Below are 24,963 nucleotides of genomic sequence, written 5' to 3' on the forward strand. Positions count from 1 at the left end.
AAGCCGGTCCCGGGTCTCACCCGCGGCCCTTGATGTGCTCGCTCCAGTGCGTGATCCACTTCGTCTCGTGGCGGCTGATCCGCCGCCAGTCGACGGGCATCTCCTTGAGGTGGAGCGAGGCGAGCCACTTCGGCTCCTTCTCCAGCGGGACCGTCGGGAGCTGGTAGGTCTCCTGGGCCAGCCGCCGCTGGGTGTCCTGGCGCAGCAGGAAGCGCAGAAAGGCGTCCGCGGCCTTGCCGTTGGGCCCGCCCTTGACCTTGCCGACCCCGTCCAGCAGCATCGGCGCGCCCGAGGCGGGCACCTTGGGCTTCATGGCGATGCCCTTCGCCCGCTGGACCAGCACGTCCTGGAGGTTCCAGACGGAGAGCGGGGCCTCTTCCCGCTGGAGGCGCAGATAGAGGTCGGTGGGGCTCGCCGTGTACTCCTTGGTGTTCGCGTCGAGCCGCTTCAGCCAGTCGTAACCGGCGCCGACGCTCCCGCCCTTCTTCCGCGCCTCGCGGTCGATCATCGCGGTCCAGACGCTGCGCATGGTCCCGGAGGCGGCGACGTCGCGGATCAGGATCTTGTTCTTGTACGCGGGTTCCAGCAGGTCGTCCCAGTCGCGGGGGACGTCCCGCGCCCGCATCATCTCGTCGTTGTAGACGAAGAGCTGGGCCATCCTCATCTCGCCGAGCCACAGGTCCCTCTCGCCCCGGTACTTCGCCGGGACCCGCTCGACGACGTCCTTCGGCGGACGCGTCAGCAGCCCGGCGTCGACGCCCTGGTCGAACTGCTGGGACGTGCCGCCCCACCACACGTCGGCCTGCGGGCTGCGGGACTCCGCGCGGATCCGTTCCAGCACCTCCTGGGCGCCGATGGTCAGGACCCGCACCTTGCCCGCGTACTCGGGGTGCGCCTTCTCGAAGTCCTTGAGCACGCCGCCGCCGATGTCGTCGGGGCGGGAGGCGTAGATCGTCAGCGACTCCGAGGGCGCGGACATGGCGTTCAGGCCGCAGCCCGACAGCGGCAGCGCCAGCAGGGCGGCGGCGGCGGAGGCCAGGGCGCGACGGCGCATGGGACTGCTCCTTACGGGCCGGGGGCGGTGGTTCGAGGGTGGTAGATCGATCTACCAAGCTGGTTCAGGGCATACGGGGACACCTGAAGGCGCCTGGGGGAGGCCGATCTCTGGCGGTCACAAGAGAATGCGCGGGGCGCGTGTGGCTGTCAAGGGCTGTCTTCCGTGGCGGGATCCACAGCGGAATCCGCGCTTCCGTGGCAGCCGCACGAGCGCCGTACGCGCAGCTCCGGCGCGCGCCGGCGGACGACGGGCGGCGCCGAGGGGTTCTCGATCCGGCCCAGCAGCAGCCGCGCGGCCTCCCGGCCGAGTTCCCGTCCGCGAACGGAGATGCTGGTCAGCGGGGGCTCCCAGAGTGCCGCCGCGGGCACGTCGTCGTAGCCGATCACCCGCAGCCGGTCGCTGAGCCCCGCGTCGTAGAGCGCGCGGTAGAGCCCGAACGCCACGCTGTCGCCGTGGCAGAGCACCCCGTCGGGCAGCGCGTCCGGGTCGGCGGCGAGCCGTCGCCCCAGCTCCAGGCCGCCGGTGCCGCTGGTCTCGCCGGGGAGGCTGAGCACGGCTCCGTCGGGGTCGAGCCCGGCGCGGGCCGCGGCCGTACGGAGTCCCGTCAGCCGGTCCCGGCGCGAGACCATGCGCGCGGGGCCGCCGAGATAGGCGACCCGGCGGCAGCCGTGCTGGAACAGGTGCTCGCCCGCGAGTTCGCCCCCGCGAACGTCGTCGGGGCCCACGTAACTCGTCTCGGCGCCGTCCAGGTACCGGGTCATGAAGACGTGCCCGACGCGCGAGCGGCGCAGCTCGTCGATCAGCTCGGGGCTCGTCCCCGTGGCGGGCACGATGCCGAGTCCGGCGACCCGGTGCTCCTGGAGCGCGCTGACGGCCTCCGCCTGCTGTGCGACGTCGTCCCGCGTGACGGCGAGCAGCGGCAGGAAGCCCGCCTTCCTTATCTCCGCCTCCAGGCCGAGGATCAGCTCGGAGAAGAAGGGGTTGGCGATGTTGGTGACGACGATCCCGACGACCTTCGCCTGCCGGGTGCGCAGGGAGGCGGCCACCTGGTCGTAGACGTATCCCAGCTCCGCCATGGACGCGAAGACCCGGTCGCGGGTCTCCTGCGAGACGCGCCCCGTCCCCCGTACGACCAGGGAGGCGGTCGCGCGCGACACCCCCGCGTGGGCCGCCACCTGCTGCAACGTCACCTTGTCAGTCACGTCGTCAATATAGGGCGGCCCCGCGGGGACGCGGCGGGGCGCCGCCGCTCAGCCGTGCTGCTGGGCGATCTGGATCAGATTGCCGCAGGTGTCGTCGAAGACGGCCACGGTGACGGGGCCCGCGTCCATCGGCTCCTGCGTGAAGGTCACGCCGAGGTCGCTGAGCCGCTTGTGCTCGGCGCGCACGTCGTCCACGGCGAACGAGGTGTACGGGATCCCGTCGGCGACCAGCGCCTCCTTGAACGGGGTCGCCGCCGGGTGGCCCGAGGGCTCCAGCACCAGTTCGGTGCCGCCCGGGTCCTCGGGGGAGACCACGGTCAGCCAGCGGTCCGTGCCGATCGGGATGTCCTCCTTCTTCACGAAGCCGAGGACGTCGGTGTAGAAGGCCAGGGCCTTCGCCTGGTCGTCCACGAGGACGCTGGTCAGGTTGATTCTCATGGGGTCTCCCGCTGGTCGGACCTGATCCACCGCTCGGCGATGTGCCGCAGCGGCTCCGTGTTCAGGTCGTGGAACTTGTAGCGCCCCTCCCGCCTGCTCTCCACCAGCCCCGCCTCCTCCAGCACCGCGAGATGCTGCGAGATGGCCTGCCGGCTGAGCCCGAGCTGATGCTTCATGCTCAGGCGCGAGCAGATCTCGAAGAGGGTCTGCCCCTGCCGCTCCGCCAGCTCGTCGAGGATCTTCCGGCGCGTGGGGTCGGCGAGGGCCTTGAAGAGTTCGTCGGCCACACCCCCACCATAGGCAAGTATTGGCTTGCCTGTCGAGAATGACCGGATGCCTCCTTCGCCCCGGCAGCGCGTCGCCGCCTACGTCATCCGCCCCCGCCCCGTCCCCGAGCTGCTGGTCTTCGACCACGTCGGCGCCCCGGAGGCCGGGACGCAGGTGCCCGCCGGGGGCGTACGGGCGGGGGAGGGGCGCGAGGACGCCGTGCTGCGCGAGGTCGCGGAGGAGACCGGGCTGACGGCGGTCGCCGTGGTCCGGAGGCTCGGCGCCGAGGACAGGCCCCACCCGGAGACCGGCGAGCCCCGCAGCACCGTCTTCTTCCTGCTCCGCGCGCCCGCGGACGCGCCGGACGCCTGGCATCACGAGGTCGGGGGCGAGGGCGGGGACGCCGGGATGGTGTTCGCGTGCCGCTTCGTTCCGCTGCCGCTGGGGCGGCCGCTGGCCGACGGGCAGGACGCATGGCTCCCGGCCGATTGCTCTACACTCCTGTAGAGCAATACGCCTTTCTCCCTCCTGACACCGTACGGAGTCCTCATGGCCCTGTGGGACCGCATCAAGGAATCCGCATCGACGATGCAGACCCAGCTCACCGCGAAGAAGAACGACCTCAAGAGCGGTGCGTTCCGTGACGCCAGCATGGCGATGTGCGCCCTGGTCGCCGCCGCCGACGGGAGCATCGACCCCGAGGAGCGCCGCAAGGTCGCCCAGCTCATCGCGAACAACGAGGTGCTGCAGAACTTCCCGGCCGACGATCTGCGCCGCCGCTTCGAGGAGAACTGCGACAAGCTCACCGCCGACTTCGACTTCGGCAAGGTCAGCGTCCTCCAGGAGGTCGCCAAGGCGAAGAAGAAGCCGACCGAGGCCCGCGCCGTCGTCCAGATCGGCATCGTCATCGGCGGCGCCGACGGCGACTTCGACAAGGACGAGCAGGCCGTCGTCCGCGAGGCCTGCTACACCCTCGACCTGCCGCCGCACGAGTTCGACCTCTGAGACCGGGGCTCCGCCCCTCTCCGACCGGGTGGTCGGCGCCCGTTACCTCGTACCCCTCCTCGGGGCGGGCGTCGGCCACCTGTCCCGTCGTCCGTGGCTGTGACGGGATCCGCCTCTTGTGCCGTCCGCACACAGTGGCAGTCTGTCCGGTGTACGGGATGCACGACTGGACGGGGGCGGACGCGAGGAGCAGGAAACCGTGAGCGAGGCCGAGGTGGGGACGCGGTCGTCGGCCGCCGGTCTGGAAGGGCTGCTGCGCGAGGTGGGCCGCCTGGCCACCCACGCCGAGAGTCCCGACGTCCGCCGGATCCTGGAGTGGCTGCACGACCGGACCGGCGCCCAGGTCGCGCTGGTCGCGGTCGCGGACGGTACGGGCAGGGTGGAGTCGGCGACGCCGCGGTTCCCCCGCCGCCTCCCTGACTCGCTGTCCGAGCTGCTCGTACGGCTGTCCACCGGGCAGCTCGCGGCGGCCGCGACCCGGGACGAGGAGCTGCACGTACGCGCCGTGACGCTCGGGCCGCACGAGCCGCGCCCGGTGCTCGTGGCCGCCTTCTCCCGCGAGCCGGACCCGGAGGAGGCCGCGTGGCTCTCCCACACCGCCGCCGTCCTCACGCTGCTGCGCCGCGCCGGGGACCACGACCGGAGCTGGCGCAGCTACCAGCGCTCCGCGCGGCAGATGCGGATCGCCGTGCTCCAGGCCCTGCTGGCGGGTGACGTGCTGCTGGCCCGGCGGATGACGACCGGCGCCGTCCCGCCGCTCCTGGAGGCCCCCCGGGTGCGGCTGCACCTGCTGCACTGCCCGGCGGCCGACCGCGACCGGATCGCCCGCGCCGAGCAGGACGCCTCCGGCTACCACGGCCCGGACCTGCTGGTGCAGTGCCCGGTCTTCAAGGACCACCTGATCTGCCTCGTCGCCGAGGACGAGCAGGAGGACGGCGGCAAGGGGGCGTACGGGCGCGGGGCCATGCTCCGCCGTCTCGTGCGCGACAACCCCGGCTACGCGCTCGGCGTCAGCGGCTCGCACCCCCTCCCCGCGACCGCCGCCGCGTACAGCCAGGCCACCCACGCGCTGGCCGCGGCGCGCGCGGCGCCGGACCGTATCGCCTTCTACCATGGCCGGAGCCCGCTCGAAGGGGTGCTGCCGCGCCAGCCCGCGCTCGACTGGGCCCGCACGCTCCTCGCGCCCCTCCAGGAGGCCCCGGAGACCAGTGCCGATGTGACGCGGCTGGCCATGACCATGCCCCGTACGGCCGTCGCCCGCCTCCTCGACCTGAGCCGCAACACGGTCACCGCCCATCTGCGGCGCGCGGAACGGGCCCTCGGCCGCGACCTCACGGAGGTACGGACACGGGCCGCCGTCCATCTGGCGCTCTCCCTCGACAGCTCCCGCGCGGCACCCGTCGCCGAGGTGCGGCACCGTCCCGTCACCCTGGACCATCTGCTGCGCACGGAGCGCGCCGGGGCCTGGGCGCAGACGCTCCTGGGCCCCCTCCCGGACCGCCATGTGCGCACGCTCCAGGTCTGGATCGACTCCAACACCGACGCCCAGCGGGCCGCGCACAGCCTGGGGATCAGCCGCAACACCGTCCGGGCCCATCTGCGCGCCGCCGAGACCGTGCTCGGCCTGGACCTGCTGACCCTCGGCACCGGCACCCACGACATCGTCCACGCCCTGCACATCGCCCGCGCCCGGACCAACTGAGCAGCGTGCACAACCCGCCCCGGAAATTGCGCACCGTGCACATTGGGCACACACCCCGGTGCGGTCTACCGTCATCAGTGACGGCCCACCCGCCGGTTCGGGGGAACGTGGCGACACGTACGACAGGTGGGCCGTCCAGCAGGCCGGAGGACCAGGGGCGGTCAGCCCCCGGTCCCGGCCTCGCGCGCGTCCCGCCCTCTCACTTCTCCAGGAACTCCGCGATGCGCCGCGTCCAGCCCTGGACGTCCGCGACCGAGCGGGAGACGTGCAGCTCCGCGTCCGGCAGCAGCCCGTGCAGCCGCTCCGCCGTGGACACCGGGTGCAGCGGGTCGGCGTCCCAGGCGAGGACCAGTGTGGGCTGCCGCACCGTCGCGATCTCCTCGGGCGAGGGGAGGTCGGAGGCGGCGACACCGCGGAGCGCGTGCGGCAGCAGCTCGTCGGAGATGTCGGGCGTCATGTCGAACCGCGGATAGCCGTCGAAGAGCGGCATCACCTCGGTGTCCGCCTCCTTCGCCCACCCCTCGCGCCAGTGCGCGGCGCCGTGCGCCTCGATGGTGTCGGCCGCCGCCGTGTACCAGTCCCGGGCGTGCGGCCCCTCGCCGCTCTCCCACGCCACGGGCGGGATCATCACGACCAGCCGCCGGAACCGCTCGGGCGCGAGGAGCGCCGCGCGCAGCGCCGTGTCGGCGCCGAGCGAGGAGCCCGTGAAGTCCATGGGCTCCTCGAAGCCCGCCTCGTCGAGCAGCGCGAGCAGATCGCGCGCGTAGTTCCCGAAGAGGTAGTCCTCCGTGACCGGCCGCCCCGTCGAACGCCCGTGCCCCCGCGCGTCGTACGTCAGCAGCCGCCGTCCGCCCGCCATCGCGTCCAGGTCCAGCAGTTCGAGGCGGCGCACGGCCGCCCTGCTGAGCATGACCCCGTGCGCGTACCCGACCGGCGGTCCCGCGCGCGTCCCCGTCACCTCGTACGCGATCCGCGCGCCCTCCCGGGCCAGATACCGGTCCCCGTGCTGCTCCGTCATGGCTCCTCCTCGGCTCGGCCGTTGCCTCATCAGATACCCCTAGGGGGTATGAGGTCAAGGGGCCGGGACGGCTCAGAAGGGCTCGGGCGGCAGCGGGAGGAGCCGTGTCATCTCGTCGCCGCACGTCCGCTCGGGCTCGCCGGGCGCGATGCGGCTGCTGACGCGGTAGCGGGCCTCGCTGTCCCCGGGCAGCGGCGAGAGCTGCACCGAGACGGGCCCGGTGAAGCTGTAGCGCTGCTCCGCCGCGTAACCCCGTACCTGCGCGGCCAGTTCGGGGCCGAGTGCGGGACCGTGCTCGGCGAGCCTGCGGTGGCTCGCGTACGGCAGCTCGATCGTGAAGTGGTTCGGCACCAGGACGCGGCCGCGGCCGAGGATCAGGGCGTTGAGGTCGCACTCGCGGCGCAGCACGGACACCACCTCGATGGGGCGGTTGCGTGGTCTGCGGACCGCGGACCACACCGTCGCGGCCCAGCGCTCCATCGTGCTCTCCACCCGCGTGATCGTCCTCATCGCTCCTGTCGCCCGCTTCCCTCACGTCCGTCCGGCACGGTCAGGGGGCGCTCTCGCGCGCCCCCGGCCGGTTAACGGGCCTCCGGCGCGAGAGGCACGTGCCGATGGGCCGTATGAACACGTCTGTTACGGGTGTTACGGAGCGGGGACGCGGTGGTCACGGGTGGCGGGTGGCGGGTGGCGGGCCGCGTGTCTCAGGCGAGGGCGAGGACCGCCCGCACCGTCTTGCCGCCGTGCGGATGGCGCGTGGTGCGCAGCCGCCGCGAGAGGTGGCGTACGAGCATCAGGCCCCGGCCGCCCTCGTGCCCGGCCCGCGCCCGGCGCGGCACCGGGTGCCCGGGGCCGTCGTCGGCGACCTCGATGGTCAGGGCGCGGCGCCTGCTCGTCAGCCGGAGGCGGCAGCGGCCGCGGCCGTGCCGCACGGCGTTGGTGACGAGCTCCGAGACGATCAGTTCGGCCTCGTCCTCGTGGTGGCCCGCTCCGGCCGGGGCTCTCTCGCTGAGCAGGAACTCGGTGGTCAGCCGCCGCGCCCAGCGCGCGGAGGCGGCGTCGGCCGGGAGGGCGTACTCGACCCGGGCGCCCCGGGCGGGGTGCGGCCGGACGGTGCGGCGGCGATGTCGGCGGTGGCCCGCGCGCATGGTTCTCACTTCCCTGGAGGTGGCGTGCGTGGGACGGCTGGACGGTCTGTGTGACGGGTGATTCCCGGCCCGGCGTGCCGCGCAACACCCGGATGGGCGTACGATCCGGATCCCCCACCCGATCACTACGACCGGAACTGTGTGTTCCGTGTGGCGCCCTCGTGGCTGTCCCGTGGTGTGATGGGCGGAGCGGGGTTCCGGCCCTCGCGACGGGACACTCGGCCGGAAGTGCGGGCGCACCGGTACGCGCCCGGAGCGTTCGATGAACGATGAACTCGGTGAACGATGAACTGTGCCGGGACTCGGCGGGGGACGGAGGAGTCGGCTTGAGCACGTGGGACACGCACCGTCTGGCCATCACCTCGCTCGCGGTCAGGGACGAGTGCGCGGTGCTCCGGCTCAGCGGCGAACTCGACCACGGCTCCGAGGAGTTCTACCTCGACCGGATCGGCGCGGTCGTCGTCGCCGGATACCGCTATCTGATCCTGGACGTCACCGCGCTGGTCTTCTGCGACTCGCGGGGGCTCAACTGCCTGCTGGCGCTGCGCTGGCTGCTGCGCCGCCGCGAGGGACGGCTGCTCCTCGCCTGCGTGGGCCGCCACATGGCCGGGCTGCTGACGCTCACCGGGAGCACCGGCATGCTGCCCGTCTACCCCAGCGTCAGCGAGGCGCTGCAGGCCCTCCCGGACGAGCAGCGCCCCCAGTGGCCGCCCACGGGCGGCCGCCGTCCGGACATCCCGCACCCGCATCCCCAGGCCGTGGAGAAGTCCTGGCTCCAGGACGACAACCCGCATCTGCCCCCGGACCACGACCTCTCCTGACGGCCCCTGGCGCCCCCTGGCGCCGCCTCTGGCGGGCGTCACTCCACGCGTGCGTCCGTGCCCGCGTCGTCGTCCTCGGGGAGATGGACGTCGTTGATGGCGACGTTGACCTCGACGACCTCCAGGCCCGTGATGCGCTCGACCGCCGCGATCACGTTCTCCCGTACGGCCCCCGCCACCTCCATCACCGGGACGCCGTACTCCAGGACCAGGTCCAGGTCGACGGCCGTCTGGCGCTCGCCGACCTCGACCTTCACCCCGCGCCCCACGTTCGGCCGCCCGCCGGGCACCCGGTCGCGGACGGCGCTGATCGTGCGCGAGAAGCCGCCGCCCATGTCGTGCACGCCGGGGATCTCGCGGGCCGCCATTCCCGCGATCTTGACGACGACCACGTCCGCGATCGTCGTCCTGCCGCGGGAGGCGGCGGGCTGGCCCGCGCCGCGTGCCCCGCCGCTCACCGTCGTCGTCCCCGGCTCCGCCCTCCCGGACGTGCCCGGACCCGCCGCCTGGCCGCTCTCCTCCGTGCCGGTGAACTGCTGCGTGGTCATCGCATCCTCCTGATCACGTCGGACTCGTGGAATCGTGCCGGTTCTCGTTCTCTGTCTGGGACGCGTGTCCCCAGGATCCGTTGCCCGAATGCGCCGGAAGAACCCCGAAGACCGGAGGACCTAGATGCCGAAGACGCGGGCCGCGTTGTCGTGGCAGACGGCGCGCAGCCACTCCGTCCCGAGCCCGGTCTCCCGCAGCCCGCGCAGGGCCTCGGCGTACGTATAGGGGATGTTCGGGAAGTCCGTGCCCAGCAGGACGCGGTCCTGGAGCGCGGCCAGCCGGGGCAGCGCGGCCCGCGGGAAGGGCGCTTCGGCCTCGGTGAAGGAGGTGAAGGCCATGGTGGTGTCGAGCATGACGTCCCCGTGCCGCTCGGCCAGGGCGAGGAAGTCCTCGTACTCCGGCATCCCCAGGTGCGCGACGACCAGCCGCAGCCGCGGATGCCGGGCGAGCAGCGCGGCGACCGGCTCCGGGCCCGTGAACGGGCCGGGCACGGGGCCCGAGCCGCAGTGCGTGACGACCGGCGCGCGCGCCTCCTCCAGCAGCCCCCACACCTGCTTGAGCACCGGGTCGTTCGGGTCGTAACCACCCACCTGGAGGTGGCACTTGAAGACCCGCGCGCCCTGGTCGAGGGCGCGCCGCACGTCGTCGTACGCGCTGGGCTCGGCGTAGAACGTGGCGGTGTGCAGGCAGTCGGGCGTACGGGCGGCGAAGTCCGCCGCCCAGTCGTTGAGCCAGCGGGCCATGCCCGGCTTGTGCGGGTAGAGCATCGAGGTGAACGCGCGGACGCCGAAGCCCCGCAGGACGTCGAGCCGCCGCTCCTCCTCGTGGCGGTAGGCGATCGGCCAATGGCGGCCGATGAGCGGCCCGGCCGCTTCGAAGTACGCCCACACCTTCGCGAGGACCCGCTCCGGCATGAAGTGCGTGTGCACGTCGATGAGCGTGTCCAGGCCCAGCGACGCGCGGAACGCGGCCACTTCGGCCCGCTCCCGCGCGGCGGCGTCCGCCTCCTCGGTCATCCTCCGGCCTCCCGTCCTACGCGCGCACCGAGCCCATTGTCCTGGTGACGGTGATTTCGATGACGACACGGTTCGGATTGACGCGGGGCGGGCGGTAGCGCCGGGTGTACCGCGCCTCGGCGTCGGCGACCGCCTCCGGCTCGTCCCGTACGACGGCCGTGCCCTCCAGCGTCGCCCAGCGCGCCCCGTCCGCCTGGCTCACGGCCACGCGGGCGCCGGAGGGCCCCGCGGCGAGCACGTTGCGGGCCTTCTTGCTCGAACGGCTGGTGATCACGCGGGCGACGCCCGCGCCGCTGTCGTACGTCACGCCCACCGGGACGAGGTGCGGCGAGCCGTCCGGCCGGAGGGTCGTCAGGAGGCCCACGTGCCGCTCCTCCCAGAAGGCGAGGTAGGCCGGGTCGGACCGCAGGGCGGGCCGGGACGGGGGCTGCGCCATCGTTCTCCCTCGGGTGTGCGCGGGACGGACGCCTCCGACTCTATGGGGCAGCCGGATGCCGCAGGGCGACGGGTGCGCCCGTCCGTCGGAGAGCGGAGACATGGCACGCGTGGCCGTAGACGCCGCCGTACGTACGGCGCAGCGCGCTCTCCCCGTGCGCCGCGGGCGAACACGCCTGTCCCACCCGTACGACGGGGCCGCACAGGAACTGACGAGTACCACCACAACCAGGCACATGGGTCAAACACCTGATGTGTCGGGCATCTACGGGAGTACGCTCCGCGTTTCAACAACCCTGGGGGGACCATGACAACGCGAAGAGGAAGAGGGAAGGCCGTCGTCGCGCTCGTCGCCGCGGTGCTCGTCGCCGTCACCGCGTGCGGGACGGAGGGCGGCGACGGCAAGGGCGAGGGGACGAGCAGGGGCGAGGTGTCCACGGGCGCCGAGGGGCGGAGCGGCAAGGGGGCCGCCGCGTCCGACGACGCCGACCTGAGGCTGCGGGAGGGCGAGACGTTCAGCTGGCCCGACGGCCTGGAGGTCACGGTCGTGAAGGCCGACGAGGTGAAGACGTCGGGGTACGGCGCGGGCCACCTCCCGTTCCAGCTGCACTTCAAGTTCCACAACAGCGGCAAGGAGACCCTCGCGCTCGACGACTTCGCCACGTTCGTCGAGGGGGGCACGCGGGGCGGGGAGGCCACGCGGACGTCCTTCAGCGACGACACGGGCGGGATCGGGGGGCGGCTCGCTCCCGGCGCGACGCGGACGAAGACCGAGGACCGCGTGATCAAGAAGGAGTTCGGCCGCAAGATCGTGATCACGCTGCAGTACGGCAAGGGCGCGACGACCGAGGACTACCCGAAGGTCACGGCCACGATCCTCTGAACCACGGGTCCTTGGGGCCCTACCGCTCCGCGGTGAGCGTGGTGGCCAGTTCGTCCAGCCCGTCCGCGTACCAGGTGAAGGCGTCGGAGTCCTTGGGGGGATCTCCGCCCGGGCGCCGGACGTAGGCGGTCCGCATGCCCACCGCCTGGGCCCCGTGCAGGTCCCAGGCGTGGGCCGCGACCATCAGCGTGCGCTCCGGCGGGCAGCCCGCCGCGTCGAGCGCGAGGCGGTAGACCTCCGGCGCGGGCTTGTACGCGCGGGCGTCCTCGGCGGAGAGCGCCTGGTGCCAGCGCAGCCCCGCGTACGCGTTGAGGCGGAGCAGCGCCGCGCGGCTCGCGTGCGAGAGCCCCAGCACGGGGAAGTGCCGCGCGAGGCGCGCGAGTCCGGCGGCGGAGTCGTCCCACGGGCTGAGCCGCCGGCTCGCGGTGGCCAGCCGCGCCACGGCCGTCGGGTCGGTGATCCCGGCGCGCTCGGCCACCCGGTGCGCCGCCTCGCGGTCGACGGTGACGGATTCGGCGTACGCCCGTTCGCCCTTCTCGATCCGCTCCTGCTCGTGCGCGACGTGGTCCTGCCAGACGGCGAGCAGCTCGTCGAGGGAGTCCTCGTCGGAGGCGGGCGCCGCGTCACGGATGGCCGCCCGCAGCCCGCCGGGCTCGTCGACCATCGTGCCGAGGACGTCGAAGACGACGGCCTCGATCTCGGAGGGGTGGGGCATCGCGTCTCCCGTTTCTGCGTCACCGGTTCAACTGGTGACGATTCTTGCCCCCTCCCGCGTCACCGGTCAAGATGGTGACGTGGGATTCGCATTCGTGAGCGGCAGTCCGGCGCTGGACCTGATCGCCACCGTGGAGTCGCGGCGCCACGCGCCCGAGGACCTCCTGGCCACCCCCGCCGACCTGGAGCGGTGGGTCCAGGAGTGCGACGAGCTGCCCGACCGGGTCACGGCCGGGGCCGCGGACCTCGACTCCGGGGTGCGGCTCCGCGAGGCGCTCCACCGGCTGGCCCTCGACCGCGTCGAGGGGCGCCGCTTCACCCCCGCCGGGCTCGTCGTCGTCAACCGGGCCGCGGCCCCGCCGCCGCCCACGGTCGAGCTGAGCGACGCGGGCCTGCGCCTGTCGGGGGACCTGCGCGCCGCGCTGGCCCAGGTCGCGCGCGGCGGCATCGCGCTGCTCGCCGACCGCGGCACCCCGGTGAAGGAGTGCGGCCGCCCCGCCTGTACGCGCCTCTACGTCGACCGTTCGCGAGGCGCCCGCCGCACCTGGTGCGGCATGGACGCCTGCGGCAACAGGGTCAAGGCGGCGGCGTACCGCGCCCGCAAGCAGGGCGAGGTCACTCGATGACGAGCTCGACCGGGATGTTGCCGCGCGTCGCGTTGGAGTAGGGGCAGACCTGGTGGGCCTGCTCGACCAGCTCGCGGCCGCGCGCCGCGTCGAGCGCGTCCGGCAGCTCGACGCGCAGCGCCACCTTCAGGCCGAAGCCCTCGCCCTGCTTGCCGATGCCGACCTCGGCGGTCACCGCGGCGTCGCCGAGGTCCACCTTCGCCTGCCGTCCGACGACGCCCAGCGCGCTGGCGAAGCACGCCGCGTACCCGGCGGCGAAGAGCTGCTCCGGGTTGGTGCCCTTTCCGTCGCCCCCCATCTCCGTGGGGATGCCCAGCTCCAGATCGAGCTTGCCGTCCGAGCTGACGGCCCGGCCCTCGCGGCCGTGGGTGGCGGTGGCGACGGCGGTGTAGAGCGCGTCCATGGAAATCCTCTCCTTGCTGTCCTCTGTCCAGAAGTAGAGCACACAATTGAGTTGCGCACAATTAATTCGTGTCACGCTACCCTGGCCGCATGTCCGCCGACGACGACCTCCTCCGCCTCGACCAGCAGGTCTGCTTCTCGCTGAACGCCGCCTCGCGCGCCTTCAGCGGCCTCTACCGCGTCCTGCTCAAGGACCTGGGCCTCACCTATCCCCAGTACCTGGTGATGCTGGCGCTGTGGGAGCACGGCGAGATGCCGGTCAAGGAGCTGGGAGAGCGGCTGCGCCTCGACTCCGGGACGCTCTCGCCGCTGCTCAAGCGGCTGGAGGGCGCGGGGCGCGTGCGCCGCGAGCGCAGCGCCAGCGACGAGCGTTCCGTGCGCGTCCGCCTCACCGACGAGGGCGCGGCCCTGCGCGAGCGCGCGAGGCTCGTCCCGCGCCGCATCGCCGCCGCGACGGACTTCGGCGCCGACGAGATCGCCGACCTGCGCGCCCGCCTGGACCGCCTCACCGAGGCGCTGGACACGGCGGCGGCGCGGGAGGCTTCCGAGCGCGCGTAGGGCGGAGGGGACCGTCGGCAGGGAGCCGTCCGGAGGGCCGAACAGCCGCCTCCCTTCACGGCACTTGGCGCGGTAGCGTGGGCGCGTAAGGGCTGCCTCGTGGGATCAAGGGCTGATGGTCGAGTCCCCGCTGTTCGTGCCTCGGGCTCCGTCGTGGCCGGTGTCGCCGCTGGACGGAGAGCGCTCATGCGCGGTTCACGCCGGAAGAGTGCCGGAGCCCGCCATGCCTGAGGGGTGGGACGGGCAGGTGGGACAGGCGGGCCGGACCGGGCGGGTCATGGAGAGGGTGGCGCTGGAGGCCAGACGCCGCGGCGGCCAGGCGGACGTCCGCGACGTGTGCGCGGCCGCCGTCGACACGCTGCCGGTGGACGGTGCCGGGATCTCGCTGATGTCCACCCCGGCGATGCGGCACGTCCTGCACACCACCGACCGGATCAGCGGTGAGCTGGAGGAGCTCCAGCTCACGCTCGGCGAGGGCCCCTGCGTGGACGTCATCAGCTCCGGGGCGCCCGTGCTCACCGGAGACCTGTCCCGGGCCGAACTGCGGGAGCGGTGGCCCTCGTTCGCCCCGGCAGCCCACGCCGCGGGCGCCGGCGCGTTCTTCGCGCTGCCGCTCTCCGCTGGCACCAGGTCGCCGGGGGTGCTGGATCTGTACGCGGCCCGGACCGGTCCGCTGCGCGGCGAAGTGCTGGCCGACGCGCTGGCGTTCGCCGAGGCCGCGACCATGCTGCTGCTCCTGGCCTCGCCCGGCATCGGCACGGTCCAGGGGGCGGGCCCCGAGGGCATGGAGGAAGCGCTCGGCTACGACCAGTACCGGGCGGAGATCGACCAGGCCGTGGGCATGCTCACCGAGCAGATGAGCGCGGGCGTGGAAGAGGTGGCCGTGCGCCTGCGGGCGTACGCCTACGCCCAGGCGCGGACACTCGCGGACGTGGCCGTCGAAGTGGTCGCCCGCCGGCTGCGCTTCGGCCCGGACGGCACGGCCCGCTGCGAAGGGCAGTGAGAGTGATGTGTGCACCAGGAACCGGTCGTCCGCGGTCGCGGGTGACCCCGATGTCTTTCGAGATCGCAGGTGAGCAGCGTGGATGAACGGCGTCTGGGGCCCGTCTTCGTCGAACTGGCCGACAGCCTCGTCGACGACTTCGACCTCATCGACTTCCTGACCGTCCTCACCGACCACTGCGTCGGCACGCTGCACGTCGCGGCCGCCGGGGTGCTGCTGGCCGACCGGGCGGGGGTGCTGCGCGTGATGGCCGCCTCCAGCGACGACGTACGCCTGATCGAGCTGCTCCAGGTGCAGAACGACAGCGGCCCCTGCCTGAGCAGCTACCGCACCGGAGAGCCGGTCACCCTCCACGACCTGACCGAGGAACGGGAGCGGTGGCCGCGCTTCGCCGACGCCGCCCTGCGCAGCGGCTTCACCGCCGTGCAGGCCATGCCGCTGCGGCTGCGCGAGAGCGTCATCGGCGCCCTCAACCTCTTCCACACCGAGGCCCAGCCCCTGGACCCCGAAGTCAGCGGGATCGCGCAGGCGATGGCCGACGTGGCCACCATCAGCGTCCTGCAGCAGCGGCTCATCGAGGACCAGACCGTGCTCACCCGGCAGTTGGAGACCGCGCTCGGCACCCGCGTCATCATCGAACAGGCCAAGGGCAAGCTCGCCGAGCGCCACGGGCTGGAGATGGGCGAGGCCTTCACCCTGCTGCGGGGGTACGCCCGCTCCCACAACCGTCGCCTGACCGGCCTCGCCACCGCCCTCGTCAAGGGCACGGAACCCCTCCCCGACCTGCGCCCCGCGCCCTGACCGGGGCGGTTCATGCCGGGAGCGCGTCTCCCACGGCCCCTCCGGTGGCGGTGCGGATGGCGCGCGTGAGGTGCCGGTGCGCGTCGGCGTACTCCGTGGGGTCGGCGCCTCTCAGGAGGCCCGCGCCGATGTCCTCGCTGATGATCCGGAGCGTGGCCGAGGCCGCCGCCGCGTGCAGGCGCACCTGGACGTCGTCGGCCGGGAGCCGCAGGCGTACGGCGACGATCTCGGCCATCTCGCGCTCGATCTGGTCGCAGGCCATCAGCCAGGCGGTGCGGATGGCGGGCTCCCTGTCGGCGAGCAGGATCATCTTCATCGCGAGCACGTCGTCGGCTCGCGCGACGGCGTCGGCCTCGCGCCGGTACCGCTCCCTCTCCACGTCGATGTGCTCTTCGAGGGAGAGCCCCGGGGGCCAGCTGCGGAGCATGGACATCTCCCAGTCCACGCCCTGGCGCACGATGGGCTCGGCGCAGCTCTCCTTGCTGCGGAAGTGGCGCCAGATGGTGCGCGTCGAGAGGCCCACCGCCCCGGCGATCTGGTCCCCGCTCGTCGCGTCCACGCCCTGCTCCCAGAAGAGGCGGGCCGCCTCCCGGGAGATCTCCAGGCGCAGACGGAGCCGCCGTTGCTCACTCATCGCGCCACGCCTCCGCTCTTGATGTGCATCAAGTGTCATATTGACAGTAAGTGACGATCGCCGTTGTCGCCACCATGGGGGTCGCGGGAGTGAGGGCTTGCGTGTTCTGTCACTTAGTGACACGGTCGGTGTCGTCACTAAGTGACAGACCAAGGAAAGGAACGCCATGGCCCTGCCGGACCGGATCTCCGTCGAGGAGTTCTTCGCCCCGCCCGCCCGCGCGAGTGTGACCCTCTCGCCGGACGGGACCACGCTCGCCTACCTGGCGCCCTGGAAGGGCCGTCTGAACGTGTGGACCGAGAGCGTCGAAGCGCCCGGTGACGCGCGCTGCGTGACCACCGAGCCCCGAGGGGTGCTCGGTTACCACTGGACGGACGATCCGCGGTGGCTGCTCTACACCGGTGACCAGAACGGCGACGAGCACTGGCACCTCTACCGCGTCGACCTGGCGGACCCGGACGCCGATGCCGTCGATCTCACCCCCGTCGCCGGGGCGAGGGTCCTGGAGCTGGACCTGCCCGCCGGGCGGCCCGGAAAGGTGGTCGTCCAGGCGAACCTGCGGGACCTCGCCGAGGTCGACCTCACCGAGCTGGACATCGCCACCGGCGCCCGTACGCCGCTCGTCCGGAACTTCGGCGGCGGCAGCTGGACGTACGGCCCGGGCGGGGACGTGCTCAAGGTCGCGCCCACCCCCGGCGGCGACCTGGAACTCTCCTGCCGGGACGCGGCGACGGGCGCCTCGCGGGCCCTCGCGGTGTTCGACGGCACGGACTACCCGATGGGCATCCACCCGCTGGAGATCACCCCGGACGGCACCGGGGTCTGGCTCGGATCGAACCGGGGCACCGACCTGACCCGCGTGGTGCGGGTCGATCTCGCCACCGGCGAGGAGACCGAGGTCGACTCCCATCCGGACCTCGACCTCGACCCGCGCTCGCGGGTCTCCCCCCGCTTCCCCTCACCCTTCATCCGCGACCGGCGGACCGGCGAGCTGACCGGGGTCCGCTATCTCGGCGAACGCCAGGTGATCCGGGCCCTGGACCCGCACTTCGCCGAGGTGCTGGCGAACCTGGAGAAGCTCTCCGACGGCGACGTCGCCTCGCTCTCCTCCGACGAGAGCGGGCAGCGCTGGGTCGTCGGCTTCACGCACGACCGCGACCCCGCCACGTACCTCTACGACCACTCGACCGGCGAGAGCCGCCTGCTCTTCCGCTCCAGGCCCGGCCTGGATCCCGGGGCCCTGGCGCCGATGACCCCGGTGACGGTCCCCTCCCGCGACGGGCTCTCCCTGCCCGGCTACCTGACACTGCCGAACGGGATCGCGCCGGAGCGGCTGCCGATGGTGCTGTTCGTCCACGGCGGCCCCTGGACGCGGGACAGCTGGGTCTACAGCCCCGTCGCGCAGCTCTTCGCCAACCGTGGATACGCGGTGCTGCAGGTCAACTTCCGCGGCTCCATGGGGTACGGGAAGGCCTTCGCCAAGGCCGCGATAGGGGAGTTCGCAGGGAAGATGCACAACGACCTGGTGGACGGCGTGCGCTGGGCCGTCGAGCAGGGGTACGCCGACCCGGACCGGGTGGCCGTCATGGGCGGGTCCTACGGCGGCTACGCCGCGCTGGTCGGCGCGGCGTTCACCCCCGGCGTCTTCGCCGCGGCCATCGACGTCGTCGGGATCTCCGACCTCGCCCACTTCCTGCGCAGCCAGCCCGGCTTCCTCAAGTCCGAGCTGTCCTACAACTGGCATCTCTACGTCGGCGACCCCGCGGACCCGCGGCAGGAGGCCGACATGCGCGCCCGTTCACCGATCAGCCGGGTGGACCAGATCCGCGTCCCGCTGATGGTGGTGCAGGGCGCCAACGACGCCCGGGTCGTCCGCGCGGAGTCCGACAACATGGTCGAGGCGCTCCGCGCGCGGGGCGTCCCCGTCGAGTACACCGTCATGGAGGACGAGGGCCACACCTTCGACAACCCGGACAACGCCCTCGCCCTCTACCGCGCGGTGGACCGCTTCCTCGCCGAACACCTGGGCGGAGGCGGCGCGTTGGGCACCCGGTGACGTTCAGCCAGGAGGCCCCGCCGCGTGTGGCGGCGGGCCTCGCAGGGGATGCGTCGAGCGATCTCCGTTCTACCGGATGGACTTGATCAGCTCGCCCTCCCGGGTGTCACCGCTCAGCTCCCAGAGGAACGTGCCGCCCAGCTTCTGCTTCTTCGCCCAGTCGGCCTTGCCGCCGATGGTCTTGGGGGTGTCGTAGCTCCACCACTGGTTGCCGCAGTGCGCGTAGGCCGTGCCGCCGACCGTGCCGTTGGCGGGGCAGCGGTTCTTGAGGACCTTGTAGTCCTCGATGCCGGGCTCGAACTTGCCCGGAGCCGGGCCGGTGGCCTTGCCGCCGGGTTCCTTCTGCGTCACTCCGGTCCAGCCGCGGCCGTAGAAGCCGATGCCCATCAGCACCTTCTCGGGCGGGACCCCGTTCCAGAGGAGGGACGCGATGGTGGATTTGGTGTCGAAGAGCTTCTTGGGGATGCCGTCGTAGTCCTCCAGCGCCGAGTGCGGCGCCGTGGGGCCCTGCTGGTCGAAGGCGCCGAAGTAGTCGTACGTCATCGGCAGGTACCAGTCGACGTACCGCGCCGCGTCCTTGTAGTAGCCCGACGCCTGCATCTTCCCGCCCTCGGTGGGGTCGGCGGAGACGGCTGCGGTCACCAGCTTGTCGCCGAACTTGCCGCGCATCGCCTTCATCACCTTCGTGAAGGCGTCCGGGCCGCTGCTGTCGCAGCTGAGGCCGCAGGCGTTCGGGTACTCCCAGTCGATGTCGATGCCGTCGAAGAGGCCCTTCCAGCGGGAGTCGTTGACCAGCTTGTGGCAGGACTCGGCGAATGCCTCCGGGTTCTTCGCGGCCTCGGTGAACCCCTTGGACCAGGTCCAGCCGCCGAACGACCACAGCACCTTCAGGTCCGGGTGCTTCTTCTTGAGCTTGAGCAGCTGGTTGAAGTTCCCGGCGAGGGGCTGGTCCCAGGTGTCGGCCTTGCCGTCGACGCTCTGGTCGGCCTTGTACGTCTTCTCGTGGTCGGCGTAGCTGTCACCGACGGCGCACTTGCCTCCCTGGACGTTGCCGAAGGCATAGTTGATGTGGGTGAGCTTGTCCGCCGAGCCCGACGTCTCGATGTTCTTCACCTGGTAGTCGCGCTGCGGGTAGGAGCCCCAGGCGGTGAAGTAGCCGACGGTCTTGCCCGTGGCCGACGAGTTCGCCGCCGCCTCGGCCAGGCCCGGCCGGTCGCCGCCTCCCCCGGACGCGTTGACCGCGAGCAGGGTCGCCGCCACGGCCGCCGCGCACAACGCGCCCGTGAGGGCGAAGAGGCCGCGGCGACGGCGACCTCTGGCGGGGCTGAAGCGTGGTCTTCTGTCCGATCCGAGCATGGTCACCTCACGGAGAGAGAGCGGGGGTGCCCGTCGTTGTCCTCTTGCCGGCACCGCCCCCAGCAACGGCGGCGGTCACCGTTCGGTTCAGTCGCCGGGGCGACTCCCCGCGGCTTCAGGCGGCTTCAGGCGGCTCGGGTGCCGGAAGGCGGAGGAGGCGGAGGAGGCGGGGGGCCGAACGGGTCGAGGCTGTCGACCGGGGGTGTCTCCTTGGCCCGGTGCGCGCCGGGTTTGCAGCCGGCGAAGGGGCCGCTGGGGTCCCGCAGGTTCATCATGATCGGGCCCAGATAGTCACGGTGCCAGTTGGCGGGGCCGCACATCCCGGAGTCGGGGCCGGTCAACTCGCCCCAGGCGAGCCAGAGTCCGTGGAGCTGGGCGACCGCTTCGGGGTGCTCCCACCACCGGGAGCACCAGGGCGCCGTAGAGGTGAGCTCCCTGCCGTAGACCGGCAGCAGGACGTGATGGGTCCACAGGGTCAGCTGCCGCAGAGCCTGCGCGTACTCCTGACCGTCGAGATAGAGGATGAACCGGGGGCCGGTCGGGGGGAGTTCTTCGGACTCCTCCTGTTCGGTGTCCGGGGTGTCGGCCGTCATGGTGTGTCCTCCCGAAGTGCGTCGAGAGCAGCCTGGGGCTGCTCGGGACCACCACGCACGCACGGGGCCCGGGGTTCACCGGAGTCGCCGTTGAACTGATTCTCCCCTGAGCCCGTTGCGGTGTGCGACGCCATTGCCGACAGCGGTGAGAGGGAGGAAGGGGAATCATGAATCGGGGTGACGACGCTGATGAGTCAGCCAGGGAGTTCGAACCTCTCGCGCCAGGCCCCCCGGCCCGTCCTGATGTGCCGGAGGGGGCCGGGGAAGGGGCCGGGACCTCCGCACCGTTCGCCGTGGTCATCGACCGCGACGGCTCCGCGTCCATCGACGGTGAGCCCGTGCCGCTGGTTCCGGGCGAGCCGGTGGACGTCGCGGTCCTCGACACACTGCACGGATACGCACGCGGCCGCGACGCCGCCGTCACGGCGGCCATCTCCGATCTGTCCACGGACTCGGTGTCGGTCGTCGAGGTCCGGCCCGACGGGTCCAGCACGCTGCGGGAAGAGCTGCGCGCGGACGAGCCCGGGGAGCCCGGGGAACCGGCCGTCCCCGACGGGCTGGAGGCTCCTGACGCACTGACGGCTCCTGCGGAACGGGACGAGTCCGACCAGGACACGGACGCTCCTGTCGCCGGGGCCCTGCCCGCCCCGGGGCCCGGCGGGTTCCTGGGCGCGCTTCCCTCCCTCGGCCGGGATGAGCGGGATGAGGAGGACGCGGAGCCGCTGAAGGGGAAGCGGTCCGGGAAACCGTGGAGTGCGCCCTTCGCCCTCCCCGCCGTACGGGTCGGGAATCCGTTCCGGAGGGGAGGTGGGCCCCAGTCGGACGACGAGTACGAGCGGCCCAACCTGTTCGAACGCCCGAAGGTCGCCGGCGGAGTGGCCATCGGCGTCGTCGCGCTGGTCATCGGCTCGCTGGTGGCAGTGGCCACCACCGGCTCCGGGGACGACGGGCGGGAGAACGGAGCAGCCGACTCGGCCGGAGAGAAGGGCGAGCACCGCCTGGACCCGCAGGATCCCCGTAACAAGGGCGGCCCGTCGCCTTCGGACCGCTCCTCACCCCCTTATCTGGGAACCTCTCAGGCGGAGAAGAACCGCTCCGACTCCGACTCGGACTCCGAGGACGGAGGCTCCAAGGGTTCCAAGGGGTCCGAGGGCTCTGAGGGCAATGAGGGGTCCAAGGGCGGAGACGGGGGCGGGGGCGGGAACGGCTCCGACTCGACGGACTCCGACGACGACGCGGAGCCGACGCCGGACGACGACGCGGACTCGCCGCCGAAGGGCTCGCCGAAGTCCGGCGACGGGCGCGGCACGCTGCTCATCAGGAACGTGAAGTTCAACACCTGCCTCGACCTGCCCGGCCTGGGCAAGGGCAAGCCCGACGGCAGGGTGCAGGACAGCCGCGTCTGCGACAGCTCGCGCCATGGCAACCAGAACTGGGCCATGACGAACAGCCCCGACAGGGGCGACAGAGGCAGGAAGCTCCACGCCTTCCGTAACGTCAAGGACAACCTCTGCCTGGACCTGCCGTACTACGGCTCCGCCAAGGCCAAGACAGGGGTGACCGAGTACCACTGCGACAACACGAACAGCGACAACCAGCTGTGGTGGCTGCAGAAGCGCCCCAACGGCTCGTTCTGGATCCGCAACCACAAGAGCCGCGACATGTGCCTCGACCTGGCGAGGACGAGCAAGAGGCCCAAGCACGCCGGAGTCCTGATCGTCCCGTGCAACGCCGGTGACGATCACGAGTGGCGGTTCGTGAAGAGCTGAGCGACCAGAGCGGTTCCGGCCCCGCCCCTCCGCTTCTCCTCCCCGGAGCGCGAGGGGCGGGGCCGCCCCTTTGCCAGGGGGCCCCGCGCGGTGAACCGCCCGCCGCCTTCATCCGTAGTGCGGGCGCAGACGATTGCCGATTCCAGGGGCGTTTCCGTGCGCGCGAGATCAGTGGACTCACTTCGGGTACTTCGACCGCTTCGACCGTTCCGGCCCGTTCTCCTCGCTCTGTTGCTCGTCGTCGCCGGGGTGGCGGCCATGACCTCCGGCGAGATGCCGGGATCCTCCGACGACCGCGAGGACCGGATCGCCGAGGCGGCCGGTGGCGGTGCAGGTGCCGGTGCCGGGCACACCGTCACCGTGCGGAACGAGACGGGGGAGCGGGTCTGGGTGGGGGCCACCGTCAACGCCGACGGCTCGGCGCCGCTGACCGGGCTGCCGGTGCTGGACGACGGGCAGTCCGAGACCATCCGGATACCCGAGCGCGCGGGCGCCGGGCACTGGCGCGGCAAGCTCTTCCCCCGCCAGGGCTGCTTGGGGAAGGAGGGCAGCACGTTCCACTGCGACGTCGGCGACTGCGGCCCGTACGCCCACCGCTGCACCCTCGGTGAACAGCCCGCCAGTCTCGCCGAGTTCAACTTCGACACGGAGGACGAGCTGGCGCCCTGGTACAACGTCAGCTACGTCAACGCGGTCTCGGCGCCCATCACCATCACCCCCGACGGAGCGGACCCGCCCGAGAACGGCGGGGAATGCGCGCCGGTGGGCTGCCCGGCCGACCTGTTGTCCCGGTGCCCGCCCGAGAACCTGACCAAGGACAAGAAGTCCGGCAGGCCACTGGTCTGCGTCAATCCGAACAGGGATGCCAGGACCGCGTACAGCAACGCGCTGTCCAAGGAATGCCCGTCGGCGTACGCGTGGTCCAAGCACGACACGGAGCCGGGCAACCAGGTCGTACGCCAGTGCGCCGAGTGCGACGGCCTGACCGTCACTTTCCACGGCAAGGACAAGGACCGGGACCGAGGCCAGGGCCAGGGTCCGGGCCAGGGGTCGGGCCATGGCAAGGGTGTCGCTGTCGAGCGCGGTGAGGGCGGTGCCGAGGCGTTGGCGGACTCCGGCGTGTCCTGGTACCACAACTGGGCCTCTTCGAGCCCCGGGATCAAGGAGCCGAAGGGAGTCGAGTACGTTCCGACGATCTGGGGCCCCGACTCCGTCACCGACGCCGAGCTGAACGCCGCCAAGAGAGAGGGCAGGAATCTCCTCGCCTTCAACGAGCCCGACCTGGATTCGCAGGCGGACATGACCCCCGAACAGGCCCTGGACCTATGGCCCAGGTTGGAGAGTACCGGCCTCAGGCTGGGAGCCCCCGCTGTCGCCACCGACGCCGACAAGCCGGGCAGTTGGCTGGACAGATTCATGAAGGGGGCGGAGAAGCGCGGTCTTCGAGTCGACTTCATTCCGGTTCACTGGTACGGCGCCGACTTCGGCCCCGCCGCGGCCGACCAGTTGTCCGGATATCTGGAGCGCGTGCACAAGCGATACAAGAAGCCGGTGTGGCTGACCGAGTACGCGTTGACCGACTTCCCCGAGAAGAAGGGGGAGACCCGTCGATACCCGGGTGAGAAGGAGCAGTCGGCCTTCGTCAGGTCCTCGCTCGATTCGCTGAGGAAGCGGGACTACGTGGAACGTTACGCGTGGTTCGCGCTCTCCACCCGGACCAGCCCGACCGGTCTCTATGACGGCGCCGAACCGAATGCGAGCGGGAAGATCTTCCGGAACGCGGAGTGAGTGTCGGAGAACCGGACCATGAGGGAGGGAAGCCATGGCCGCCGCCGAAGACACGCCGGACCCGGCCAATGAGGCTCTGAACCTGGCGAAGGCCCTGATCCACCAGGCCCGCGTCGAGAGCTACCGCCGTACCTCGGCCCTGGAGAGCCTCAAGAGGTTCCTCCGGCGCATTGGCCTCTCGCGGTCCTCCTCGCCGCCCGAGCAGGGGTACGGCGGGGGAAACGCGGAGGAGGGCTACGGGCAGGACCGGGGGCCTCAGCCTCCGGGGCCGCGTTCCGCGCGGGGGGCGGCGCCCACCTACTCGTACTCGTCGGGGCAGGGACGGTTCACGGCGGCGATGGATCTCGATGGTCGCGACCTCAGGATGCGTCATCAGGTCCTGAGCAGGCTGCAGAGGCTGATCGAGACGGACAGGGAGTACGCGCACGCGGCTCAGCTGCCGATGATCCAGCGGCTGCTGAGTGAGCCGCGGGAGCGTGCCGCCGCTCCGCCGGGAACACCGCCCAGGCGGGGCCACGACGGACCGCGCGGCTCCGACGCGTGGTACGCCAGGAATCTGCAGCAGAACGATCTGCAGGCCAGGAGCATGGAGTGGCGAGACGCCCAGAAGCTCGCGAGAGAGCTGGTCATGGAGGACCTCGGCCTCACGAGAGGCCCGTCCGGCTCGGGCTCCTCGCCGGGGCGGGAGCGGGGGCGGCCGAGGGCCGGGCTGGAGGATCTCGACCTCGCGCAGCGCGACAAGACCGCGCGGGCGATGCGGATGATGCTCTTCAACGAGAACAATTCCGAGTATCTGGAGCGCTACAGGAAGGGACCTCTGCCGAACACCGACTTCCTGCTGGGAGCGCACCCCGTCCGGCGGAGCACGGGGCCGGAGAGCAAGGCTCCCCAGCCCAAGCCGCAGGCGCCCGCCTGGCCTCGGCCGCAGGCTCCGATGCCCAACCGGCGAGGGAAGCCCGCTGCGGAGGGAATCGCCAGCAGCGCCGCGGAATTCTCTCCGCCGCCTGCCAAGAGAAGGAAGACGGGTGAGCATCCCTCTCCGGCTTCCGCCCGCCCGGCGGCGGCACAGCCTTACAAGCCCCTGGGCGAGGCCCACAACCCTCTGAAGAGGAAGAGGTGACC

General features: G+C 72.0%; 28 protein-coding genes. 13 read left to right on the top strand and 15 right to left on the bottom strand.

Annotated features, from left to right (window positions below; genetic code table 11):
* Window positions 1-16 precede the first annotated feature (16 nt).
* The 4 genes from ACGF3A_RS06220 to ACGF3A_RS06235 form a co-directional block, all read right to left on the bottom strand.
* Window positions 17-1,054, bottom strand: coding sequence for an extracellular solute-binding protein (locus ACGF3A_RS06220; protein WP_393726266.1), 1,038 nt, complete (start codon window positions 1,052-1,054; stop codon window positions 17-19).
* A 149-nt stretch (window positions 1,055-1,203) separates the two neighbouring features.
* Window positions 1,204-2,259 carry a LacI family DNA-binding transcriptional regulator gene (locus ACGF3A_RS06225; RefSeq protein WP_393726268.1) on the bottom strand — a complete coding sequence of 352 codons (1,056 nt, stop codon included), beginning with the start codon at window positions 2,257-2,259 and terminating at the stop codon, window positions 1,204-1,206.
* A gap of 48 nt (window positions 2,260-2,307) precedes the next feature.
* Window positions 2,308-2,697: a VOC family protein gene (locus ACGF3A_RS06230; protein ID WP_393726270.1), complete on the bottom strand. Its 390-nt coding sequence runs from the start codon at window positions 2,695-2,697 to the stop codon at window positions 2,308-2,310.
* Window positions 2,694-2,984, bottom strand: a complete 291-nt coding sequence (locus ACGF3A_RS06235; protein ID WP_393726272.1) for an ArsR/SmtB family transcription factor — start codon at window positions 2,982-2,984, stop codon at window positions 2,694-2,696. Before ACGF3A_RS06235 ends, ACGF3A_RS06230 begins: the two co-directional genes overlap by 4 nt.
* Before the next feature lie 46 nt (window positions 2,985-3,030).
* On the opposite strand from ACGF3A_RS06235, the gene ACGF3A_RS06240 reads away from it, so the two are divergent.
* The 3 genes from ACGF3A_RS06240 (at window position 3,031) to ACGF3A_RS06250 (ending at window position 5,671) form a co-directional block, all read left to right on the top strand.
* The gene (locus ACGF3A_RS06240; RefSeq protein WP_393726273.1) at window positions 3,031-3,471 is read left to right on the top strand and encodes an NUDIX domain-containing protein; all 441 of its coding nucleotides are present in this window, start codon (window positions 3,031-3,033) and stop codon (window positions 3,469-3,471) included.
* 42 nt (window positions 3,472-3,513) lie between these two features.
* Window positions 3,514-3,969, top strand: coding sequence for a tellurite resistance TerB family protein (locus ACGF3A_RS06245; RefSeq protein WP_393726275.1), 456 nt, complete (start codon window positions 3,514-3,516; stop codon window positions 3,967-3,969).
* Window positions 3,970-4,168: 199 nt separating this feature from the next.
* Window positions 4,169-5,671 (top strand): helix-turn-helix domain-containing protein, encoded by a 1,503-nt coding sequence (locus ACGF3A_RS06250; RefSeq protein ID WP_393726277.1) that lies wholly within the window; start codon window positions 4,169-4,171, stop codon window positions 5,669-5,671.
* A gap of 199 nt (window positions 5,672-5,870) precedes the next feature.
* Here ACGF3A_RS06250 and ACGF3A_RS06255 read toward each other — a convergent pair whose 3' ends face one another.
* The 3 genes from ACGF3A_RS06255 to ACGF3A_RS06265 all read right to left on the bottom strand — a co-directional run bounded on the left by ACGF3A_RS06255 (window position 5,871) and on the right by ACGF3A_RS06265 (window position 7,837).
* Window positions 5,871-6,689, bottom strand: coding sequence for an alpha/beta fold hydrolase (locus ACGF3A_RS06255; protein ID WP_393726279.1), 819 nt, complete (start codon window positions 6,687-6,689; stop codon window positions 5,871-5,873).
* Between the two features lie 72 nt (window positions 6,690-6,761).
* Window positions 6,762-7,199 (bottom strand): DUF3662 domain-containing protein, encoded by a 438-nt coding sequence (locus ACGF3A_RS06260; RefSeq protein WP_393726281.1) that lies wholly within the window; start codon window positions 7,197-7,199, stop codon window positions 6,762-6,764.
* A 194-nt stretch (window positions 7,200-7,393) separates the two neighbouring features.
* Window positions 7,394-7,837 (bottom strand): ATP-binding protein, encoded by a 444-nt coding sequence (locus tag ACGF3A_RS06265; protein ID WP_393726282.1) that lies wholly within the window; start codon window positions 7,835-7,837, stop codon window positions 7,394-7,396.
* A 326-nt stretch (window positions 7,838-8,163) separates the two neighbouring features.
* On the opposite strand from ACGF3A_RS06265, the gene ACGF3A_RS06270 reads away from it, so the two are divergent.
* A complete protein-coding gene (locus tag ACGF3A_RS06270) occupies window positions 8,164-8,658 on the top strand; it encodes an STAS domain-containing protein (RefSeq protein WP_393726284.1) in 495 nt (164 codons plus the stop codon).
* Between the two features lie 38 nt (window positions 8,659-8,696).
* On the opposite strand, the gene ACGF3A_RS06275 is transcribed toward ACGF3A_RS06270, so the two are convergent.
* The 3 genes from ACGF3A_RS06275 to ACGF3A_RS06285 all read right to left on the bottom strand — a co-directional run bounded on the left by ACGF3A_RS06275 (window position 8,697) and on the right by ACGF3A_RS06285 (window position 10,659).
* Window positions 8,697-9,206: an Asp23/Gls24 family envelope stress response protein gene (locus tag ACGF3A_RS06275; protein ID WP_393726286.1), complete on the bottom strand. Its 510-nt coding sequence runs from the start codon at window positions 9,204-9,206 to the stop codon at window positions 8,697-8,699.
* A 120-nt stretch (window positions 9,207-9,326) separates the two neighbouring features.
* Entirely contained in the window at window positions 9,327-10,223 is an 897-nt protein-coding gene (locus tag ACGF3A_RS06280) for an amidohydrolase family protein (protein ID WP_393726288.1), read from the bottom strand.
* A gap of 16 nt (window positions 10,224-10,239) precedes the next feature.
* Window positions 10,240-10,659, bottom strand: a complete 420-nt coding sequence (locus ACGF3A_RS06285; RefSeq protein WP_393726289.1) for a pyridoxamine 5'-phosphate oxidase family protein — start codon at window positions 10,657-10,659, stop codon at window positions 10,240-10,242.
* A gap of 306 nt (window positions 10,660-10,965) precedes the next feature.
* Here ACGF3A_RS06285 and ACGF3A_RS06290 point away from each other — a divergent pair, with 306 nt between their 5' ends.
* Entirely contained in the window at window positions 10,966-11,541 is a 576-nt protein-coding gene (locus ACGF3A_RS06290) for a hypothetical protein (RefSeq protein WP_393726291.1), read from the top strand.
* A gap of 19 nt (window positions 11,542-11,560) precedes the next feature.
* Here ACGF3A_RS06290 and ACGF3A_RS06295 read toward each other — a convergent pair whose 3' ends face one another.
* Window positions 11,561-12,256 (bottom strand): haloacid dehalogenase type II, encoded by a 696-nt coding sequence (locus ACGF3A_RS06295; RefSeq protein WP_393726293.1) that lies wholly within the window; start codon window positions 12,254-12,256, stop codon window positions 11,561-11,563.
* A gap of 79 nt (window positions 12,257-12,335) precedes the next feature.
* Here ACGF3A_RS06295 and ACGF3A_RS06300 point away from each other — a divergent pair, with 79 nt between their 5' ends.
* Window positions 12,336-12,881 carry a CGNR zinc finger domain-containing protein gene (locus tag ACGF3A_RS06300; RefSeq protein ID WP_393726295.1) on the top strand — a complete coding sequence of 182 codons (546 nt, stop codon included), beginning with the start codon at window positions 12,336-12,338 and terminating at the stop codon, window positions 12,879-12,881.
* On the opposite strand, the gene ACGF3A_RS06305 is transcribed toward ACGF3A_RS06300, so the two are convergent.
* A complete protein-coding gene (locus ACGF3A_RS06305) occupies window positions 12,871-13,284 on the bottom strand; it encodes an organic hydroperoxide resistance protein (RefSeq protein WP_393726297.1) in 414 nt (137 codons plus the stop codon). The two genes, ACGF3A_RS06300 and ACGF3A_RS06305, sit on opposite strands and share 11 nt — an antisense overlap.
* An 89-nt stretch (window positions 13,285-13,373) precedes the next feature.
* Here ACGF3A_RS06305 and ACGF3A_RS06310 point away from each other — a divergent pair, with 89 nt between their 5' ends.
* The 3 genes from ACGF3A_RS06310 to ACGF3A_RS06320 all read left to right on the top strand — a co-directional run bounded on the left by ACGF3A_RS06310 (window position 13,374) and on the right by ACGF3A_RS06320 (window position 15,645).
* A complete protein-coding gene (locus ACGF3A_RS06310; RefSeq protein ID WP_393726299.1) occupies window positions 13,374-13,841 on the top strand; it encodes a MarR family winged helix-turn-helix transcriptional regulator in 468 nt (155 codons plus the stop codon).
* Window positions 13,842-14,064: 223 nt separating this feature from the next.
* Entirely contained in the window at window positions 14,065-14,844 is a 780-nt protein-coding gene (locus ACGF3A_RS06315; RefSeq protein WP_393726301.1) for an ANTAR domain-containing protein, read from the top strand.
* Between the two features lie 78 nt (window positions 14,845-14,922).
* The gene (locus ACGF3A_RS06320; protein WP_393726303.1) at window positions 14,923-15,645 is read left to right on the top strand and encodes an ANTAR domain-containing protein; all 723 of its coding nucleotides are present in this window, start codon (window positions 14,923-14,925) and stop codon (window positions 15,643-15,645) included.
* A gap of 10 nt (window positions 15,646-15,655) precedes the next feature.
* On the opposite strand, the gene ACGF3A_RS06325 is transcribed toward ACGF3A_RS06320, so the two are convergent.
* Window positions 15,656-16,279: a TetR/AcrR family transcriptional regulator gene (locus ACGF3A_RS06325; RefSeq protein WP_393726305.1), complete on the bottom strand. Its 624-nt coding sequence runs from the start codon at window positions 16,277-16,279 to the stop codon at window positions 15,656-15,658.
* A 166-nt stretch (window positions 16,280-16,445) separates the two neighbouring features.
* On the opposite strand from ACGF3A_RS06325, the gene ACGF3A_RS06330 reads away from it, so the two are divergent.
* Window positions 16,446-18,335: a S9 family peptidase gene (locus tag ACGF3A_RS06330; RefSeq protein WP_393726307.1), complete on the top strand. Its 1,890-nt coding sequence runs from the start codon at window positions 16,446-16,448 to the stop codon at window positions 18,333-18,335.
* Window positions 18,336-18,404: 69 nt separating this feature from the next.
* Here the strand turns inward: ACGF3A_RS06330 and ACGF3A_RS06335 are convergent, their stop codons facing one another.
* Window positions 18,405-19,691: a glycoside hydrolase family 18 protein gene (locus ACGF3A_RS06335; RefSeq protein WP_393726308.1), complete on the bottom strand. Its 1,287-nt coding sequence runs from the start codon at window positions 19,689-19,691 to the stop codon at window positions 18,405-18,407.
* A 125-nt stretch (window positions 19,692-19,816) separates the two neighbouring features.
* Entirely contained in the window at window positions 19,817-20,284 is a 468-nt protein-coding gene (locus ACGF3A_RS06340) for a DUF4913 domain-containing protein (protein WP_393726310.1), read from the bottom strand.
* 293 nt (window positions 20,285-20,577) lie between these two features.
* On the opposite strand from ACGF3A_RS06340, the gene ACGF3A_RS06345 reads away from it, so the two are divergent.
* The 3 genes from ACGF3A_RS06345 to ACGF3A_RS06355 all read left to right on the top strand — a co-directional run bounded on the left by ACGF3A_RS06345 (window position 20,578) and on the right by ACGF3A_RS06355 (window position 24,961).
* The gene (locus ACGF3A_RS06345) at window positions 20,578-22,053 is read left to right on the top strand and encodes an RICIN domain-containing protein (protein WP_393726312.1); all 1,476 of its coding nucleotides are present in this window, start codon (window positions 20,578-20,580) and stop codon (window positions 22,051-22,053) included.
* A gap of 258 nt (window positions 22,054-22,311) precedes the next feature.
* Window positions 22,312-23,841 carry a glycosyl hydrolase gene (locus ACGF3A_RS06350; RefSeq protein ID WP_393726314.1) on the top strand — a complete coding sequence of 510 codons (1,530 nt, stop codon included), beginning with the start codon at window positions 22,312-22,314 and terminating at the stop codon, window positions 23,839-23,841.
* 34 nt (window positions 23,842-23,875) lie between these two features.
* A complete protein-coding gene (locus ACGF3A_RS06355) occupies window positions 23,876-24,961 on the top strand; it encodes a hypothetical protein (protein ID WP_393726316.1) in 1,086 nt (361 codons plus the stop codon).
* Window positions 24,962-24,963: the final 2 nt, after the last annotated feature.

Source organism: Streptomyces sp. NPDC048172, from assembly GCF_043202595.1.
In the GTDB taxonomy this organism is placed as follows: Bacteria; Actinomycetota; Actinomycetes; order Streptomycetales; family Streptomycetaceae; genus Streptomyces.

Excerpts from the sequence above, each read along its gene's own strand:
- ACGF3A_RS06220 (WP_393726266.1), bottom strand. The coding sequence starts at position 1,054 with ATGCGCCGTCGCGCCCTGGCCTCCGCCGCCGCCGCCCTGCTGGCGCTG.
- ACGF3A_RS06230 (WP_393726270.1), bottom strand. The coding sequence starts at position 2,697 with ATGAGAATCAACCTGACCAGCGTCCTCGTGGACGACCAGGCGAAGGCC.
- ACGF3A_RS06240 (WP_393726273.1), top strand. The coding sequence starts at position 3,031 with ATGCCTCCTTCGCCCCGGCAGCGCGTCGCCGCCTACGTCATCCGCCCC.
- ACGF3A_RS06245 (WP_393726275.1), top strand. The coding sequence starts at position 3,514 with ATGGCCCTGTGGGACCGCATCAAGGAATCCGCATCGACGATGCAGACC.
- ACGF3A_RS06255 (WP_393726279.1), bottom strand. The coding sequence starts at position 6,689 with ATGACGGAGCAGCACGGGGACCGGTATCTGGCCCGGGAGGGCGCGCGG.
- ACGF3A_RS06260 (WP_393726281.1), bottom strand. The coding sequence starts at position 7,199 with ATGAGGACGATCACGCGGGTGGAGAGCACGATGGAGCGCTGGGCCGCG.
- ACGF3A_RS06265 (WP_393726282.1), bottom strand. The coding sequence starts at position 7,837 with ATGCGCGCGGGCCACCGCCGACATCGCCGCCGCACCGTCCGGCCGCAC.
- ACGF3A_RS06275 (WP_393726286.1), bottom strand. The coding sequence starts at position 9,206 with ATGACCACGCAGCAGTTCACCGGCACGGAGGAGAGCGGCCAGGCGGCG.
- ACGF3A_RS06280 (WP_393726288.1), bottom strand. The coding sequence starts at position 10,223 with ATGACCGAGGAGGCGGACGCCGCCGCGCGGGAGCGGGCCGAAGTGGCC.
- ACGF3A_RS06285 (WP_393726289.1), bottom strand. The coding sequence starts at position 10,659 with ATGGCGCAGCCCCCGTCCCGGCCCGCCCTGCGGTCCGACCCGGCCTAC.
- ACGF3A_RS06290 (WP_393726291.1), top strand. The coding sequence starts at position 10,966 with ATGACAACGCGAAGAGGAAGAGGGAAGGCCGTCGTCGCGCTCGTCGCC.
- ACGF3A_RS06295 (WP_393726293.1), bottom strand. The coding sequence starts at position 12,256 with ATGCCCCACCCCTCCGAGATCGAGGCCGTCGTCTTCGACGTCCTCGGC.
- ACGF3A_RS06305 (WP_393726297.1), bottom strand. The coding sequence starts at position 13,284 with ATGGACGCGCTCTACACCGCCGTCGCCACCGCCACCCACGGCCGCGAG.
- ACGF3A_RS06310 (WP_393726299.1), top strand. The coding sequence starts at position 13,374 with ATGTCCGCCGACGACGACCTCCTCCGCCTCGACCAGCAGGTCTGCTTC.
- ACGF3A_RS06315 (WP_393726301.1), top strand. The coding sequence starts at position 14,065 with ATGCCTGAGGGGTGGGACGGGCAGGTGGGACAGGCGGGCCGGACCGGG.
- ACGF3A_RS06325 (WP_393726305.1), bottom strand. The coding sequence starts at position 16,279 with ATGAGTGAGCAACGGCGGCTCCGTCTGCGCCTGGAGATCTCCCGGGAG.
- ACGF3A_RS06330 (WP_393726307.1), top strand. The coding sequence starts at position 16,446 with ATGGCCCTGCCGGACCGGATCTCCGTCGAGGAGTTCTTCGCCCCGCCC.
- ACGF3A_RS06335 (WP_393726308.1), bottom strand. The coding sequence starts at position 19,691 with ATGCTCGGATCGGACAGAAGACCACGCTTCAGCCCCGCCAGAGGTCGC.
- ACGF3A_RS06340 (WP_393726310.1), bottom strand. The coding sequence starts at position 20,284 with ATGACGGCCGACACCCCGGACACCGAACAGGAGGAGTCCGAAGAACTC.
- ACGF3A_RS06350 (WP_393726314.1), top strand. The coding sequence starts at position 22,312 with ATGACCTCCGGCGAGATGCCGGGATCCTCCGACGACCGCGAGGACCGG.
- ACGF3A_RS06355 (WP_393726316.1), top strand. The coding sequence starts at position 23,876 with ATGGCCGCCGCCGAAGACACGCCGGACCCGGCCAATGAGGCTCTGAAC.